At 67.8% G+C, this 15978-nt stretch carries 12 protein-coding genes; 3 read left to right on the top strand and 9 right to left on the bottom strand.

Translation table 11 applies throughout. The features are described 5' to 3' along the window. Window positions 1–57: 57 nt before the first annotated feature. Window positions 58–543, bottom strand: coding sequence for a GNAT family N-acetyltransferase (locus HSX43_RS08325; RefSeq protein ID WP_179379640.1), 486 nt, complete (start codon window positions 541–543; stop codon window positions 58–60). Window positions 544–619: 76 nt separating this feature from the next. Continuing rightward, window positions 620–2176, bottom strand: coding sequence for a helicase HerA-like domain-containing protein (locus HSX43_RS08320; protein ID WP_179379639.1), 1557 nt, complete (start codon window positions 2174–2176; stop codon window positions 620–622). A 389-nt stretch (window positions 2177–2565) separates the two neighbouring features. Here HSX43_RS08320 and HSX43_RS08315 point away from each other — a divergent pair, with 389 nt between their 5' ends. Both HSX43_RS08315 and HSX43_RS08310 read left to right on the top strand, forming a co-directional pair. Continuing rightward, on the top strand, window positions 2566–3267 hold the full coding sequence (locus HSX43_RS08315; protein WP_328795203.1) for an invasion associated locus B family protein: 702 nt from the start codon (window positions 2566–2568) through the stop codon (window positions 3265–3267). Between the two features lie 198 nt (window positions 3268–3465). Then, complete coding sequence (locus HSX43_RS08310) at window positions 3466–4209, top strand: leishmanolysin-related zinc metalloendopeptidase (RefSeq protein ID WP_179379638.1); 744 nt, start codon at window positions 3466–3468, stop codon at window positions 4207–4209. A 9-nt stretch (window positions 4210–4218) separates the two neighbouring features. Here the strand turns inward: HSX43_RS08310 and HSX43_RS08305 are convergent, their stop codons facing one another. Genes HSX43_RS08305 through HSX43_RS08290 form a run of 4 tightly spaced genes read right to left on the bottom strand, consistent with a single transcriptional unit; the run spans window position 4219 to window position 8302 of the window. Next, complete coding sequence (locus HSX43_RS08305) at window positions 4219–5430, bottom strand: beta-ketoacyl-[acyl-carrier-protein] synthase family protein (protein ID WP_179379637.1); 1212 nt, start codon at window positions 5428–5430, stop codon at window positions 4219–4221. After that, on the bottom strand, window positions 5427–5693 hold the full coding sequence (locus HSX43_RS08300; RefSeq protein ID WP_179379636.1) for an acyl carrier protein: 267 nt from the start codon (window positions 5691–5693) through the stop codon (window positions 5427–5429). The genes HSX43_RS08305 and HSX43_RS08300 overlap by 4 nt, the downstream gene beginning before the upstream one ends. Then, a complete protein-coding gene (locus HSX43_RS08295) occupies window positions 5683–6783 on the bottom strand; it encodes a UDP-3-O-(3-hydroxymyristoyl)glucosamine N-acyltransferase (RefSeq protein WP_179379635.1) in 1101 nt (366 codons plus the stop codon). Before HSX43_RS08295 ends, HSX43_RS08300 begins: the two co-directional genes overlap by 11 nt. A gap of 40 nt (window positions 6784–6823) precedes the next feature. Next, the gene (locus HSX43_RS08290; protein WP_328795201.1) at window positions 6824–8302 is read right to left on the bottom strand and encodes a L,D-transpeptidase family protein; all 1479 of its coding nucleotides are present in this window, start codon (window positions 8300–8302) and stop codon (window positions 6824–6826) included. Between the two features lie 365 nt (window positions 8303–8667). On the opposite strand from HSX43_RS08290, the gene HSX43_RS08285 reads away from it, so the two are divergent. Beyond that, complete coding sequence (locus HSX43_RS08285; RefSeq protein WP_328795200.1) at window positions 8668–9249, top strand: YcbK family protein; 582 nt, start codon at window positions 8668–8670, stop codon at window positions 9247–9249. A gap of 162 nt (window positions 9250–9411) precedes the next feature. On the opposite strand, the gene HSX43_RS08280 is transcribed toward HSX43_RS08285, so the two are convergent. The 3 genes from HSX43_RS08280 to HSX43_RS19800 form a co-directional block, all read right to left on the bottom strand. Beyond that, the gene (locus tag HSX43_RS08280; protein ID WP_179379632.1) at window positions 9412–10485 is read right to left on the bottom strand and encodes an ABC transporter ATP-binding protein; all 1074 of its coding nucleotides are present in this window, start codon (window positions 10483–10485) and stop codon (window positions 9412–9414) included. Window positions 10486–10545: 60 nt separating this feature from the next. Further along, window positions 10546–10977, bottom strand: a complete 432-nt coding sequence (locus tag HSX43_RS08275) for a hypothetical protein (RefSeq protein ID WP_179379631.1) — start codon at window positions 10975–10977, stop codon at window positions 10546–10548. Between the two features lie 126 nt (window positions 10978–11103). Further along, entirely contained in the window at window positions 11104–15750 is a 4647-nt protein-coding gene (locus HSX43_RS19800; protein WP_179379630.1) for a Hint domain-containing protein, read from the bottom strand. Between the last annotated feature and the right edge of the window lie 228 nt (window positions 15751–15978).

Below are 15978 nucleotides of genomic sequence, written 5' to 3'. Positions count from 1 at the left end.
GCGCAGAATCGAGCGCCCCTCCGAAACCCGCGACGCCCCGACCCGAACCGGCGTACCCTACGGCATCCGCCGCTCCAGCATCACGACGTCGCGCCATGCGCCTGCCATCGGACCGTAGGTCATCCGGCCCAGCCGCTCCCGCGTGCCAACCGTACGGAACCCGCAGGCGCGGTGGAGCGCGAGGCTCGCGCGGTTCTCGGGGAAGATCTGCGCGACGAAACTCCACCAGCCCTCCGCCGCCGCCTCGGCGACCAACCGGTCGAGAAGGGCTCGCCCGATGCCGCGCCCCACGGCCTGCGCCCCCACATAGGTGCTGACCTCGCCGACGCCGGCGTAGGTCTCGCGCGCCGACGTGGGCGCAAGCGCGCTCCAGCCGATCACGATCCCCCGCTCCTCGGCCACGAGGGCGAGCGGATGCCCGTCATGGAAATCCTGCCAGTCGGTCGGCGTGTCGCGGAACGAGGCATGGCCGGTCGCCAGGCCCTCGGCCTGGATCGCGGCGATCTCCATCGCGTCGACCGGGCGTGGCGGGCGCAGGATCATCGCAGGGGGGCTTTCGAGGGATGTACAAAACGTCCAGCCGGCCCGGAATTTTTGTACAAAACGTTCATTTCTCGCCTCACCGCCCCCGGAAGAGCCCGCCCAGGACCCCCCGCACGATCGACCGCCCCGCCCGCGTCCCGAGCGAGCGGGCGAAGGACTTGGCAAAGGCCTCGCCCACGCTGTCACCCCGCCGCGACCGGCTGCGCGGCTTCGAGGTCGAGCGGCTCACCCGCTCGCCCGAATACCGGCGCCCGGATTTGTATTCGCGCATCGCGGGCTCGGCGGTGTCCTCCTCGGCCTCCGCTTCCTCGGCCGCCTTCGCCGCGTCTTCGGCCCGCTTGGCCAGCACTTCGAAGGCGCTTTCCCGGTCGATTTCGACCTCGTATTTCCCCGCAATATCAGATGATTGAAGAACATCCTTTCGCTCCCCATCCGTGATCGGACCGAGTTGGGAGGCGGGCGGCCGGATCAGCGTGCGCTCGGCCACGCCGGGGATGCCCTTGCGCTCCAGGAGGGACGTCACCGCCTCGCCCACGCCGACCTCGCGGATCGCGTCCTCGATGTCGAAGGCCGGGTTCTCGCGGTAGTTCTGCGCGGCTTGCCGCAGCGCCTTCCGGTCCTTCGCGGTAAAGGCCCGCAACGCATGCTGCACCCGGTTGCCGAGCTGGCCCAGGATATCCTCGGGAATGTCCTCGGGATTCTGCGTCACGAAGTAGACGCCCACACCCTTCGAGCGAATGAGCCGCGCGACCTGTTCCACCTTGTCGATCAAGGCCTTGGGCGCGTCGTCGAACAGAAGATGCGCCTCGTCGAAGAAGAAGACGAGCTTCGGTTTGTCGGGGTCGCCGACCTCGGGCAGCTGCTCGAAGAGTTCCGAAAGGAGCCACATCAGGAACGTCGCATAGAGCCGCGGCGCGGCCATCAGTCGATCGGCAGCCAGCACGTTCACCCGCCCACGCCCGTCGGGCGCGGTCCGCACCAGATCCTCCAGCTCCAGTGCCGGCTCCCCGAAGAGGTTCACCCCGCCCTGCGTCTCGAGCGTCAGAAGCGCACGCTGGATCGCACCCACGGAGGCGGTGGACACATTGCCGTACTGCGTAGACAGCGTCTTGCGGTTCTCGCCCACCCAGACGAGCAGCGCCTGCAGATCCTTCAGGTCGAGAAGCGCCAATCCCTGTTCGTCGGCCACGCGGAAGGCGATATTGAGGACACCCTCCTGCGCCTCGGTCAGTTCCAGCAGCCGCGCGAGGAGGAGCGGTCCCATCTCCGAGACGGTCGTGCGCACCGGATGGCCATCGGCTCCCCAGAGGTCCCAGAAGGTCACGGGCGCGGCGGCGTAGTCGAGATCGAGCCCGATCTTGCCCGCGCGTTCGAGGAAGGCCCCGTGCAGCTTGTGCTCGGGCGAGCCGGGGCGCGCGAGCCCCGAGAGATCGCCCTTCACGTCCGAGAGGAACACCGGAACGCCCGCATCCGAGAACCCCTGCGTGAGAATCTGGAGCGTCACGGTCTTGCCGGTGCCCGTCGCCCCGGCGATGAGCCCGTGACGGTTCGCGTAGTCGAGCCGCAGATGCTGCGCGGTGCCGTAGTCGGCACCTCCGCCGCCCACGAAGATCCCGCCGTCAGATGTCGCCATTTCGTCCCCCCGGGTTAACACCCGTCCGCCATAGCAGCCGAGGTGCCGCGCGCACAGCCCGCACCGCGTCGCGCGCCATCGGCAGAGCCGGATTCGCGCCCGCCCCGGAGCGAAGCGAAGATTCACGAAACCCGTTCAAAATAGTCTGTTGACGCCTTTAGAATCGCTGCTTAGGGTCTGCATCATCAAGTCGGCCAGTCCGACGGGGAGAGAAAAAATCAACATGAAAAAGGGCCTGCTCACAGGCCCTTTTTCTTATTTCGGACGTTCGGCATCGCGGCCGTTTCGGGGCATCATCTCGCGCCGTGCAGACCGAAACCGATGCCCCCTGCACCTCGACGAAAAGCCGTGCTAGACCCGGCGCAAATCACTTTCGAGGAGTGCATATCGTGATCCATTCGACCCGTTTCCTGCCCGCCGTCGCCTCGGTGCTGGCGCTGTCGCTGATGGCGGCCCCCGGCCTCGCGCAGGAGACCGACACAGAGGACGCCGGGACGGCGACCGAAGCTCCCGAAACCGGCGAGACCGCCGAGACGCCCGAAGCCGGCGAGACGCTCGACGCCGATCAGGCACCGCCTGCTTCGCCCGGTGGCGATCTTTCGACCGGAACGTCGGTCGGCGAGGCGCTGTCGGGCGGGCCGCAGATCTACGTGCGCGAGGAGCATGGTGACTGGGAGGTCCGTTGCCTCGAGGCCCCCGAAGGACAGGACGATCCCTGTCAGCTCTACCAGCGTCTTGCCGATCAGCAGGGCAACCCGACGGCGGACGTGAACTTCTTCGACCTGCCCGACGGGGGCGAGATCGTCGCCGGGGCGACGGTGCTGACCCCGCTGCAGACGCTCCTGACCGCGCAGGTCACGATGACGATCGATGGTGGGCAGCCCCGCCGCTATCCCTACAGCTTCTGCGACCAGACCGGTTGCTACAGCCGGATGGGCTTCACCGCCGCCGACGTGCAGGCCTTCCGTCGCGGTGCGAAGGCCACGCTGGTCGTGGTGCCCGCGCTGGCCCCCGATCAGCAGGCGGAACTGACCATGTCCCTCACGGGCTTCACCGCCGGCCTCGCGGCGGTGGAAGTGGCCAACGAATGATCGCTTCCTTCGGGACGCATCGAGCGGGGCACCTTCGGGTGCCCCGTTGCGTTTCGGATGGAGGCGATGCGGTCCCGGCGGAAGACGGCGGGCGACCGGCAATCGCGGGCCGATTTTGACATGGCGAACCGGGGGGCTGGCATCCCGCGCCGCGGGCCCGTCTTCTGATACCAGCAGACCGAACCGAAAGGACGCCCGATGATCACCCTTCGCTTCATCAGCCCGATCACCGACACGCGCCGCGGCGTCTTCGAACGGGCGGCGACCCGGTGGGACGAGGTGATGGACACGGGCTTTCCGCCAATCGAGGCGGAGGGCGACGTACTGACCGGCCTGCGGATCGACGTCTCGATCAACCGGATCGACGGCCCCGAGGGCGTTCTGGGACAGGCCGGGCCGACCCTCCTGCGCCCCGGTGACGAACGTCCCGTGGCCGGGATCATGGACTTCGACGAAGCCGATGTCGAAACACTGGAACAGGGCGGCCGCTTCGAGGATGTGATCCTGCACGAGATGGCCCATGTGCTGGGCTTCGGCACGCTTTGGGCGCGGCGTGGGCTGATCGAGGGGAGCGGATCGGCCGATCCCCGGTTCACCGGCCCGGCCTCCAACCGCGAGTTCGCCACCCTCGACCCCGATGCCGGAGCGGGCGTTCCTCTTGCCAACACCGGCGGTCCGGGCACGCGCGAGGGTCACTGGAGAGAGCTGATCTTCGGGGACGAACTGCTGACCGGCTTCCTGTCGGGAACGGATCGCCCGCTGAGCCGCCTCTCCATCGCGTCCTTCGAGGATCTGGGCTACACCGTCGACTACGCCCGCGCCGATCCCTACGTCCTGCCGGACTTCCGGGATCTGGCCCTGATGGGGATCACCGAGGCCGTCCGCATCTGCGATCTCTGTCGAATGGGGCGCACGACCCCCTCCGTTCTCCCGGAAGCCTAGGGGCGACTGTCACACCGCCTTGAGCGCCAGAACGGCGTTCATGCCGCCGAAGGCAAAGGCGTTGGAGAGACACGCCGTCACCCGCGCCTCGCGTGCCCTGTTCGGTACGATGTCGAGCGCGCATTCCGGGTCCGGCTCCTGCCAGTTTGCGGTGGGGGCGATGACGCCGTCGCGGAGCGCCATGATGCAGGCCAGAAGCTCGATGGCCCCCGTCGCTCCGATGCAATGGCCATGCATCGACTTGGTGGAGCTGATCGCCAGCCGGTCGGCATCCGCCCCGAAGACATGGGCGACGGCCGCGCTCTCGATCTTGTCGTTCGCCGCCGTCCCGGTGCCGTGGGCGTTGATGTATCCGATGTCGGAGGTCGCCAGCCCCGCCTGCGCAAGCGCGCCGGCCATCGCCCGCTCCGCCCCCTGCCGCGAGGGCATGACGATGTCGGAGGCATCGGAGGTCATGGCGATACCCGCCACCTCGGCCAAGATCTCGGCCCCCCGCGCGCGGGCGTGATCGTAGTCCTCCAACACGAAGACGCCCGCGCCCTCGCCCTGGACCATGCCAGACCGCGTGGCGCAGAAGGGCCGGCAGGTATCACGGGACATCACGCGGAGCCCCTCCCACGCCTTCACCCCGCCGAAGCAGAGCATCGCCTCGGCCCCGCCGGTTACCATCACATCGGCCATGCCAGAGGCGATAAACTGAAACGCCTGCCCGATCGCGTGGTTGGAGCTGGCGCAGGCGGTGGCGACCGTGAAGGACGGGCCCTTCAGGTTGTATTCCATGCTCAGATGCGCGGCCGCCGCGTTGTTCATAAGCTTCGGGACGACGAAGGGATGCACGCGGTTCTTCCCGTCCTCGTAGACGGCCCGGTAGTTCTCGTCCTGCGTGTTGAGCCCGCCGCCCGAGGTGCCGAGGATCACGCCAGAGCGGGCGGCGAGCGCCCCCTCGAAGACGAGCCCCGCCTGTGTGAGCGCCTGACCCGCGGCCAGCAGCGCGAACTGCGTGTAGCGGTCGTAGAGCGCGATCTGCTGGCGGTTGAAATGCGCGCTTTCGTCGTAGCCCGCGACCTGCGCGCCGATGCGGATCATCAGGCGGTCGACGTCGCGGATGTCCAGCTCCCCGATGGCCGAGCGCCCCTCGCGGAGCGCCTCGAGCGTCGCCGGAACGTCGGCCCCGAGCGCGTTGATCGTGCCGGCCCCGGTGATGACGACACGGCGCGTCACGGATGCTGTTCGGCCACGAGACGCTCGACCGCGGCGACGATGGCCCCGACCGAGGAATAGTCGAAGTCCGAGGCCGCGGGTTCGTTCGCGTTGAAGGGAACCTGGATGTCGAAGGCCTCCTCGATGGCGAAGATCGCCTCGACCAGTCCCATCGAATCGATCCCGAGATCGGCGGGCACCGAGGCGTCGGTCACGTCGTCGGTGTCGATCATCGCCTGTTCGGCGACGATCTCGTGGACGCGGGTGCGGATGTCAGTCGTCATGCCCCGCTCCCTGCCCGGCTTTCGTGACGATCTTGCGAAGGTCGCTCAGTTGCTGCAGCGCGCGCGGGAGGCGCCGCTGGGCGCGCTGCATGGCGAGCGACGTCTCCATCTTGACTGCCGGGTTGCCGAGGATCACCTCGCCCGCGCGGACCCGCGTGAAAATCTTGGTGGCCCCGCCCGCGACGACGTGGTCGCCGATGGTGATATTGTCGCTCACCCCGCATTGCCCGCCGAGGACGACCTGATCGCCCACCGTCGAGCCGCCAGCCATCCCCACCTGCCCGCAGATCAGGCAATCCTCGCCGATCCGGTTGTTGTGGCCGATGTGCACGAGGTTATCGATCTTGGTGCCCCGCCCCACGGTCGTGTCGGCGATGGTGCCCTTGTCGATGGCGCTGTTCGCGCCGATCTCCACATCGTCGCCAATGCTGACCGAGCCGAGCGAATGGATCCGCTCCCAGGATTGGCGGACGGGCTCTCCGGGGTCGCCCAGCGTTCGGCGGGAGCGTTCGACGGCGTTCTCGGCTTCTGTCGTGAAGCTGAACCCGTCGGCCCCGATCACGGCGTTCGGATGCACGATGACGCGGTCGCCGAGGGTTACCCCGCTGCCGATGCGGACGCCCTGCATCAACCGCACGTCCGCGCCGAGACGCGCGCCCGCGTCGAGGGTGACATGGGCGGCAATGCGTGCGCGGGCGCCGACCCTGACGTCCGGTCCGATGACGGCATAGGGCCCGATCGCGGCCCCCTCCCCGATCTCGGCTGTCTCGTCGACGAGCGCTGTCGGGTGGACGCCCGGCGCGATCCGCGGCCCGGGGTCGAGTGCGGCGGTGATGCCCGCCATGGCAAGCCGCGCGCGCGGCACCCGAACCGCCCCCTCGAGCCCGAGGGCCTGCCAGTCCGCATCTTCCCAGAGGATCGCGACGCGCGCCCGGCTGTCCTTCAGTGCAGCACCGTAGGCCGGCGACATGGCCAGCGCGAGATCATCCGGGCCGGCCGTGCCCGGCTCTGCGGCACGGCGAAAGGCAAGCGCGCCGTCCCCGTCGACGGGACGCCCGAGGGCGGCGGCAATCTGATCGAGCGTGAACACCGGTCATGACCTCCGGGGCCGGCGTGGCCCCGGGGTCGATTTAGCTGCGCGAGGCGTCCAGTTCCACCCCGGCATCCTGCAGGGCGCGCAGCACCTTCACGTCCCGGCCGTAGGGATCGCCGCGATAGTTCGCGCGCCCCGTCGGCGTCACCCAGGCCGACCAGTAGACGAGATGCACGCCGATCGGATCCTCGAGGTTCACGCGCCGCTCCCGCCCCGTGCGCAGATGCGCGGTGAAGTCGGCCTCCGGCGTCGCCGTCTGCGGCGCAAGCAGGTGATAGGCCAGCTCCAGCGGCTTGCCGACGCGAACGCAACCGTGGCTGAAGGTCCGCAGGTCGCGGTTGAAGAGATCGCGCGACGGCGTGTCGTGCAGGTAGATGTTCCACTGGTTCGGGAACATGAACTTGACCCGCCCGAGCGCGTTGCGCGGCCCCGGCGGCTGCTTGAGCGAAAACGGGAAGTTGCGGGCGTTGTAGCGGCTGAAGTCGATACGGTTCGGGTTCACGCGTCCATTGCGCGAGTAGACCTCCAGATGGCGCGCCCCGCCCCGTCGCAGCGCGGGCAGATACTCGTTCACCGTGATCGAGCGCGGAACGTGCCAGTAGGGGTTGATGACCATGTGGGTCATCGTGTGGCTGAACTCCGGCGTGCGCCGGTCGGGCGTGTCGGCCCCCACGACGACGACGGTGTCGAAGGTCACCTTGCCGTCATCGTAGACGTAGGCGTGTTGCTCGGCCAGGTTGACGAGGATGTGGCGCGGCTCCAGCGGCTTGTTCATCCAGCGCTGCCGTTCGAGCCCTACGATGATCTGGCCCATCCGATCCTCGAGCGAGACGTTGATCGCGGCCAGCGTCGCGCCACCGGCCTCGCCATCGGGTGTGAGCCCGTGGTCGATCTGGAAGGCGCGCACCGCGGCCTCCATCTCCGCGTCATAGGCCGAAACGGCGGAGCGGCGCAGATAACCCATGCGGATCAGTCGGTTGCGCAGGTCGACGACGGCCGGACCCTCGGCTCCGCGTGCCATCGTATCGCCCGACACGGTCGCGCCCCACCCGCCGGCGCGCTGCATCTCCTCGAGGCGCAGCTTCTCGCGCAGGAGGCGCGTGTATTGTGGCGACGTCGGCCAGAGGCCCTGCACGAAGGCATAGGGGTCTTCTTCCGTGAAGCGGGTCATCTGCTCGAGCCAGTCGCGCTTGGGCACGTCTAGCACGATCGTCCGGTCCACCCGCTTCGGATCGACGATGCCGGAGCTCACGTCCTGCGCATAGCGGAGAAACCGCTGCGTCATCGCCACCTCCAGCGCACCGCGCGTGGCGGCATCCGTCGCGCCGGCGAACTCCGCCCGGATCGTCGCGGCATCGTAGCGCGCGGTCGGCAAGCCATGGTCCTTCGCCTGATCGAGCGCCCAGAGGAAGGCCGCGCGACGGTGCTCGGCTCCCTCGCCCATCCAGACGGGTGCGAAATCGCGCGCGCGGTAGAACGCGGCGATGGCCTCGTCCTCCGACGCGGCCTGGGCCACAGCTTGTTGCAAGGGTGTAACGAGAGGCGCGGACTCCGCCGGGCCGGTCAGGCAAAGAAGCGCGGCAAGCAGAAAGGAAGGCGGGCGAAGAAACATTTGGAAATCCGGAAATGAGCAGATGGCGACAGGTTATCTTTTGACAATTCCCTGTCCATTCACGTTTCTCAAAGAAATGCGCTGTAGGCAGTCGGGCAACAGAATCGAAAAGGTTCCGACACATGATCTTGATGCGCAAAAACCCGCTCATGCCACTGCGAAGACTCAAGGCGCTTAGAGAATCGCCGCACTTGTGCCACATCAATCCTGTCACATGGGGATGAGACACCTGAGGCCGCGCAGACGGCCCAAACAAAATGGGGCAAGACGTGAGTGAACAGACAGATGCAGGCGTGCCGGCGTCCCTGACCCGGCGTGGATTGCTGGGCGCATTCGCAGCAACCGCCATCGCAGCCGCACCGACATACTCCAAGGCCGCAGGGTTCCTGCGTGGGGGCGGCGATATCCGAACCATCAAGATGCACAACGCCCGAACCGGCGAGAGCATGGAGTCGGTCTACTGGATCGAGGGTCGTTACGTGCGTGAGGCGCTGGCGGAGATCAACTTCTTCTTCCGCGACTGGCGCCGGAACGAGACCAAGGCCATCGACAATCGCGCGATCGACATCATCGCCGCGACCCATCGCCTGGTCGATTCGCGCGAGCCGTTCTTGCTGCTTTCGGGCTATCGCTCGCCGGCGACGAACGCGATGTTGCGCCGCCGGTCGAGTGGCGTGGCGAAATACTCGCTGCACCTCGAGGGACGGGCCGCCGACATTCGCCTGTCGTCGCGCTCCGTCAGTCAGGTCGCCCGCGCCGCGGCAAGTTGTGGTGCCGGGGGCGTGGGCCGCTACTCGCGCTCGAACTTCGTCCATGTCGATTGTGGCAACGTCCGCACCTGGGGTCGCTGACCCCTCGACGACCTTTCTCGGCTGACCATCCGAGCCCCCGCCCCGGGGATCTGTTGATCTGCGAATCTCACCTCGTTCCCGCTGACGTGATGGTCGATACCGACCGTCTCTCGCACGCCAGTCACGATCCCCGGATTACGCCTGATCCTGCCCCCACACCGCCTAGGCCACGCGCGGGAAGACGAAACAGCGATCCCTGCGGATCGAAAGCCAGAGCACCGTGCCCGGCTTCGGCAGGAAGACCGCCGGCACCGTCGCCGAAACGCGGCTCACGCCATCGTCCATCAGAAACTCGACGAGGCTTTCCTTCCCCATGAACCGGGCGCGCAGCACCGTGCCGCGCGCGGGCGTGCCCTCTGCCGCAGTCGGGCGCGGCCCCTGCCCGGCTCGGTCGAAATCGATGCGCACGTATTGCGGACGGAAGCAGATCTCGACCTCCGTCCCCTCCTCGAGACCCGGTGTCAGGAATTGTCCGAAAGGAGTGTCGCTGAGAGATCCGTGAACATCGCCCCGCAGGATATTGATATCACTGAAAAACGCGGCTGCCGCCCGGTCGACGGGCGCGTTGTAGATGTTGTAGGGCGCGGCCTGTTGCACGATCCGCCCCTCCCGCATGAGCGCGATCTCATCGGCCATCCGCATCGCCTCGTCCGGCTCGTGCGTCACGAGAAGCACGGCCGTGCCCTCCTCCTTCAGAACGGCGAGCGTCGTATCGCGGATACCGTCGCGCAGCCGGTTGTCGAGGCCGGAAAAGGGCTCATCCATCAGCATGATGCCGGGCCGGGGGGCCAGCGCCCGTGCGAGGGCCACGCGCTGCTGCTCCCCACCCGACAGCTCGTGGGGATGCTTCGCGTCATAGCCGGTCAGATCCACCCGCTCCAGAAGCTCGGCGACCCGCGCTGCCGCCTCGGCCCCCTTCGACAGACCGAAAGCCACGTTCTGCGCCACCGTCAGATGCGGGAAAAGCGCAAAATCCTGAAACATGAGACCGACGCCCCGCGCCTCGGCCGGAACGTGATGATGCCCACCCGACACCACCGCACCGTTCAGGCGCACCAGCCCCGCGTCCTGCCGGTCGACACCGGCGATGATCCGCAAGGTCGTGGATTTGCCGCAACCCGATGGCCCGAGCAGACAGGTCACCTGCCCCGCCGCGACCGACAGGGAGATCCCGTCGACCACGTTGCGCCCCCCAAGATGCCGGACCAGTCCCTCGACCTGAAGACGCGGTGCCATCGAAACCCCAGTATTTCAGTCGGGTTGGCCTACCAAGACCGTCGGCGGCGGTAAAGCCGATCAGAGCACCTCGCCCAGCTGCTTTTCGTGCCGGGCATAGAGATAGATGAGGAAGCTGAGCGCAAGCACCAGAGCCGACGTCGCCCAGGCCATCACCGAAGAGCCGACGAGCGAGAGCATCGACGGATCGGCCAGCAGGGTCGCCCAGACGACCAGCACAAGGAGGGTGAAGAAGGAGAAGAACAGCATCCAGACCGCCGGCCGCAGATGCGCCAGCAGGCAGAGCGCACCCACGAGCGCCAGCGTCGCATGCGCCCCCCAGACACCGTGCACCCAGTCCGGCAGCGCCTCGAACCAGGCGATTTGCGCCTCGGAATAGAACTCGAGCCAGGCCTTCTGCAGCCCGTAGGAGATGAGGACGTATTCGGTCATCACGAGCAGGCCGTAGGCCAAGGAAATCAGACCCATGATGTAGAAGTGCAGACGCCGCATCTCGTTCCCCGTCGGTTGTGTCGTCAACGGGTTAGCACGAAACGAGGCGGCGACAAATGGGAACGGGGCGGAGGTATCCCCGCCCCGGTCCTGCAATGCGTGCCTGCCCTGTCGGACAGCGGCCCGTTACTTCAGAAGCAGATCCGCTTCCTGACGCTTGAGCATCCGCCGCGCGGCGGCATAGCCTTCGCGGCCTTCCCGCTCGCGCAGTTCGGGGAAGATCGCGAAGATCTCCTCGCGCTGCGCCCGGCCCAGCCCCTTGAGCGAGTGATCGCCCGGCTGGAAGCTCTCGGTCCAGGCCCCGTCGGAAAGGATGACCTCGTGGTTGTCGAACATGACGTGGATGTAGGTGACATCCTCCGCGTCCATCCGCTCGACGCCCGGCCGACCGACCAGATGCTTGGCCGCCACGAGAACCTCGCGCTCGTCGAAGTAGAGCATGGTCTCGTCGTTGGCGATCAGGACGCGGTGCTGCGGCGAGACGACCATGTCGCGCTCCGGCAGGCCATGGCCCAGAGCCCCCTGGCGGATCATCACGGCGCGCAGCGCCCCGTTCTCCTTCATCTCGGCGGCGCTCAGCTGGCGCGCACCGGTCCAGCGGATGACCTGGATGCCGTTGTCGCGGGTGATGACCCGGTCGCCGACCTGCAGCGTCTCGACCGCAACCTCGCCCTTCGGCGTCGCGATCAGCGTGCCGGGGGTGAAGCACGGGATGACGGCCTCGATGTCCTCGAACTTCGCGGTGGTGCCATCGCGGAAGTTGATGATGCCGTCCTCGCGGTCGGCCGAGGTGTAGTCGATGAAGGCCACGTCGGAGCCGGTCAGGTCGAGCGTGTCGAAATCGTCGCCGCCGGAGCCGCCGTCGATCATGTCACCCTCTTCGGGCGTCGCACCGCCGGTCGCGCCCAGGATCAGATCCCGGTCGTCCCCGCCGTCGATCATGTCGGCCCCGTCGCCACCCGAGAGCGTATCCGCTCCCTGGCCGCCCGAGATCCGGTCGTTGCCGGTGCCGCCCTCGACCACGTCGTCGCCCTTGCCGCCGCGCAGGAAGTCATCCCCCGCGCCGCCGTCCAGCGTGTCGCTGCCGCCCGAGCCGGAGACATCGTCGTCGCCGTCGCCGCCGAACAGCAGGTCGTCGTTCGCCGAGCCCGAGACCGAGTCGTCGCCCGCGCCGCCGTCCAGCGTGTCGTTGCCGCCCTGGCCCGCAAGGGTATCGTCACCCTCGCCGCCGGCGATCAGGTCGTCATCGCGGCCGCCGAGCAGAACATCGTCTCCCTCGCCGCCGTCGATCGTGTCCTCGCCGCCGCCGCCGTCGATGGTGTCGTCGCCCTGACCGCCGCGCAGGCTGTCGTCGCCGGCCCCGCCATCGACCAGGTCGTCGCCCTTGCCGGCGAAGATCGTGTCGTTGCCGTCGTCGCCCGCGATCGTGTCGCTGCCGCCGGCGCCCTGGATGGAATCGGCACCGGATCCGCCGGAGATCAGGTCGTCGTTGGCCGAGCCCGACACCACGTCGTCGCCCTCGCCCCCGTCGAGGGTGTCGTTGCCGCCCCCGCCCGAGATCGTGTCGTCGCCCGAACCGCCGCTGATGACGTCGTCCTCGGCGTTCCCCGAAAGACTGTCGGCGCCCGCGCCACCGTCGATCGTGTCCCGACCGCTGCCACCGTCGATCGTGTCGGCACCGTCGCCGCCGGAGACCAAGTCGTCGCCGGAGCCCGCATCGACCAGATCGTCGCCGTCGCCCGCATCGACTTCATCGTCTCCGAGACCCGCTTCGATCGTGTCGTTGCCGCCACCGGCTTCGATGATGTCGTCGTTGCCGACCTCACCCGGCAGGAGCGCGTCGTTGTTGTCGACGAAGTCGCCGTTCGGATCGCCGTCGTAGTCGACGTCGATCAACTCGCCCTCGTTCGTGCCCGAGACGATACCGTCGCGCTCGTCCACTGCGCCGACGACGGTCTCGATGTTCTCGAAGCTCGCGGTCTCGCCGGTCCGGTTGCCGTCGTCATCGAGGAAGAAGATCGTCCCCGACTCCGTGGCCGGATCGTCGTCGGTATAGACCACCGCGGCATTCGCCCCGGTCAGGTCGAGCGTGTCGAAGTCGTCCCCGCCCTCGCCGCCGTCGATCACGTCGCCGGCGGTCACGTTGACGAAGGTGTCGCGGTCATCGCCACCCGAGAGCGTATCCGCTCCCTGGCCGCCCGAGATCCGGTCGTTGCCGGTGCCGCCCTCGACCACGTCGTCGCCCTTGCCGCCGCGCAGGAAGTCATCCCCCGCGCCGCCGTCCAGCGTGTCGCTGCCGCCCGAGCCGGAGACATCGTCGTCGCCGTCGCCGCCGAACAGCAGGTCGTCGTTCGCCGAGCCCGAGACCGAGTCGTCGCCCGCGCCGCCGTCCAGCGTGTCGTTGCCGCCCTGGCCCGCAAGGGTATCGTCACCCTCGCCGCCGGCGATCAGGTCGTCATCGCGGCCGCCGAGCAGAACATCGTCTCCCTCGCCGCCGTCGATCGTGTCCTCGCCGCCGCCGCCGTCGATGGTGTCGTCGCCCTGACCGCCGCGCAGGCTGTCGTCGCCGGCCCCGCCATCGACCAGGTCGTCGCCCTTGCCGGCGAAGATCGTGTCGTTGCCGTCGTCGCCCGCGATCGTGTCGCTGCCGCCGGCGCCCTGGATGGAATCGGCACCGGATCCGCCGGAGATCAGGTCGTCGTTGGCCGAGCCCGACACCACGTCGTCGCCCTCGCCCCCGTCGAGGGTGTCGTTGCCGCCCCCGCCCGAGATCGTGTCGTCGCCCGAACCGCCGCTGATGACGTCGTCCTCGGCGTTCCCCGAAAGACTGTCGGCGCCCGCGCCACCGTCGATCGTGTCCCGACCGCTGCCACCGTCGATCGTGTCGGCACCGTCGCCGCCGTTCAGGGCGTCGTTGCCCGCACCACCGTCGATGAGGTCATCGCCCGCGCCGGCATCCACGATGTCGTCGCCGTCGCCCGCGTCGATATCATCGTCGCCGAGACCCGACACGACCGTGTCGGCGCCCGCGCCGGCGAGCACGATATCGTCGTCCGGCGCTTCGCCCGGAAGCAGCGCATCGCCGCCGTCGATGACCTCGTCGTCCTCGTCCACGAAGGTGCTGTCGATCAGGTTGTCGTCATCGTCGCCGGTGATGATGCCGTCGCGCTCGGTCACGGCACCGATCACCTGCTCGATGTTGACGAAGCTCGCGGTCTCGCCGGTGCGGTTGCCGTCGTCGTCGAGGAAGAAGATCGTACCCGCCTCCGTCGCGGGGTCGTCGTCCTGATACTCGACGGCCGCGTTCGCGCCCGTCAGGTCCACGGTATCGAAGTCGTCGCCGCCCTCGTTGCCGTCGATCACGTCACCGGCGGTCACGTTGACGAAGGTGTCGCGGTCATCGCCGCCGGACATCTCGTCGGCCCCGGCCCCGCCGTCGATAAGGTCGTTGCCGGCCCCGCCGAGCACGGTGTCTTCGCCCGCGCCGCCGCTCAGCGTATCGTTCGAGCCGTCGTCTTCCTCGACCGCGGTATTTCCGTTGTTGATCGAGACGGCGTCGTAGCCGGTGATGACGTCATTGCCATCCCCGCCGTCGATGACGTCGTCGCCGTTGCGCCCCTCGATGTTGTCGTTGCCCGCACCACCGTCGATGGTGTCGGCACCGTCGCCACCGTAGATCGAATCCGCCCCGGCTCCGCCGTCGATGACGTCGGCCCCCGCACCGCCGTCGATCACGTCGTTGCCGGTGCCGCCGGCGATGGTGTCATCGCCTTCGCCGCCATAGAGCGAGTCGTTGCCCGCGCCGCCGTCGATGAGGTCGTCGTCGCCCTCGCCGAAGATCTTGTCGTTGCCGGCCCCGCCGTCGAGCGTATCGTCGCCGCCCTGGCCGTGCATCCAGTCGTTGCCGTCGCCGCCGTCGAGTACGTCGTTGCCCGAACCGGCCCACATCTCGTCCATGTCGGCCCCGCCGAGCAGCGTATCGTCGCCCGAACCGCCGACGAGCGTGTCCATCCCGTCGCCCCCCTCGAGGACGTCGTTGCCGCCCTCGCCGAAGAGCTTGTCGTCGCCGCCCTCGCCGCGGACGATATCGTCGGCCACGCCCGCATAGACGGTATCGTTGCCGTCTCCGGCCAGCACCAGATCCTCGTCACCGGTCGTACCTTCGACGCCGAGCGCGTCGTTGGCGTCGATGCGATCGCCCTGGGCGTCGACGTAGTTGACGTCGATCAGTTCGCCTTCATCGGTGCCGTTCACCACACCGTCGGGGGCCGGCGGCGTCGTGAACTTGAGGTTGTCGACCGCGCCCGACCCCTTCAGCTCGACCGTCATGTACTTGGCGCAATCGGTGTCGATGTGGACGTCCAGTTGGCCGTTGTCGCCGGTCTTCGCCTCGATCTGGCGAATGAAGTTTCCGTGCTCGTCGTAGAGCTTGATCTTTGCCTTCTCCTCCACGTCGAGAAGCGTGATCGAGTCGACCGTGACCGCTTCGTCGAACTCGAAGACGAAGATGCCGCCACCGGCGTTGTCGTCGGGGTCGGAGCTGTCGCGGTCTTCGGAGAGGATGAGAACGTTGCCGAGGTTGTCGGTCGCGAGATCCGTGTCACCGCCCGTGGGATTGTCGGTGTCGAAGATCATCGGCGGATTGTGGGTGTCGATCGACCAATCCTTGTTCACGCTGTAGATCTTCACGCCCTGCGCGGCGTACTGACCGTTGATGATCGTACCGGCGGACTGGTCTTCGAAATCGATATGGGTCTGATTGGTATTCGTCATGGCAGTCACTCCTTAAGCCGCGCCGTGGCGCGCACGCCGCGCGGCAAACCGGCAGAGATGGGAAAACGAAAGGACCGAGACCACCACGGGGGCGGCATCTTTCTGATACTGATGTGTTGGGGTCGCCATAATCACGGCATCTCCACTCGGTCCAAATCACAGGCCCGGCGAGGAATGATGACACTGACGGAAGAGTGGGCGGCGCACGTTCTGAGCCCGAGCTGCCGC

It is taken from the genome of Jannaschia marina (genome assembly GCF_013404595.1).
GTDB lineage: Bacteria > Pseudomonadota > Alphaproteobacteria > Rhodobacterales > Rhodobacteraceae > Jannaschia > Jannaschia marina.
This window is presented reverse-complemented; position numbering and strand designations above follow the sequence as displayed.

Coding starts and splice junctions, on each gene's coding strand:
- HSX43_RS08310 (WP_179379638.1), top strand. CDS start 3,466: ATGATCACCCTTCGCTTCATCAGCCCGATCACCGACACGCGCCGCGGC.
- HSX43_RS08280 (WP_179379632.1), bottom strand. CDS start 10,485: ATGGCACCGCGTCTTCAGGTCGAGGGACTGGTCCGGCATCTTGGGGGG.
- HSX43_RS08320 (WP_179379639.1), bottom strand. CDS start 2,176: ATGGCGACATCTGACGGCGGGATCTTCGTGGGCGGCGGAGGTGCCGAC.
- HSX43_RS08275 (WP_179379631.1), bottom strand. CDS start 10,977: ATGCGGCGTCTGCACTTCTACATCATGGGTCTGATTTCCTTGGCCTAC.
- HSX43_RS19800 (WP_179379630.1), bottom strand. CDS start 15,750: ATGACGAATACCAATCAGACCCATATCGATTTCGAAGACCAGTCCGCC.
- HSX43_RS08300 (WP_179379636.1), bottom strand. CDS start 5,693: ATGACGACTGACATCCGCACCCGCGTCCACGAGATCGTCGCCGAACAG.
- HSX43_RS08325 (WP_179379640.1), bottom strand. CDS start 543: ATGATCCTGCGCCCGCCACGCCCGGTCGACGCGATGGAGATCGCCGCG.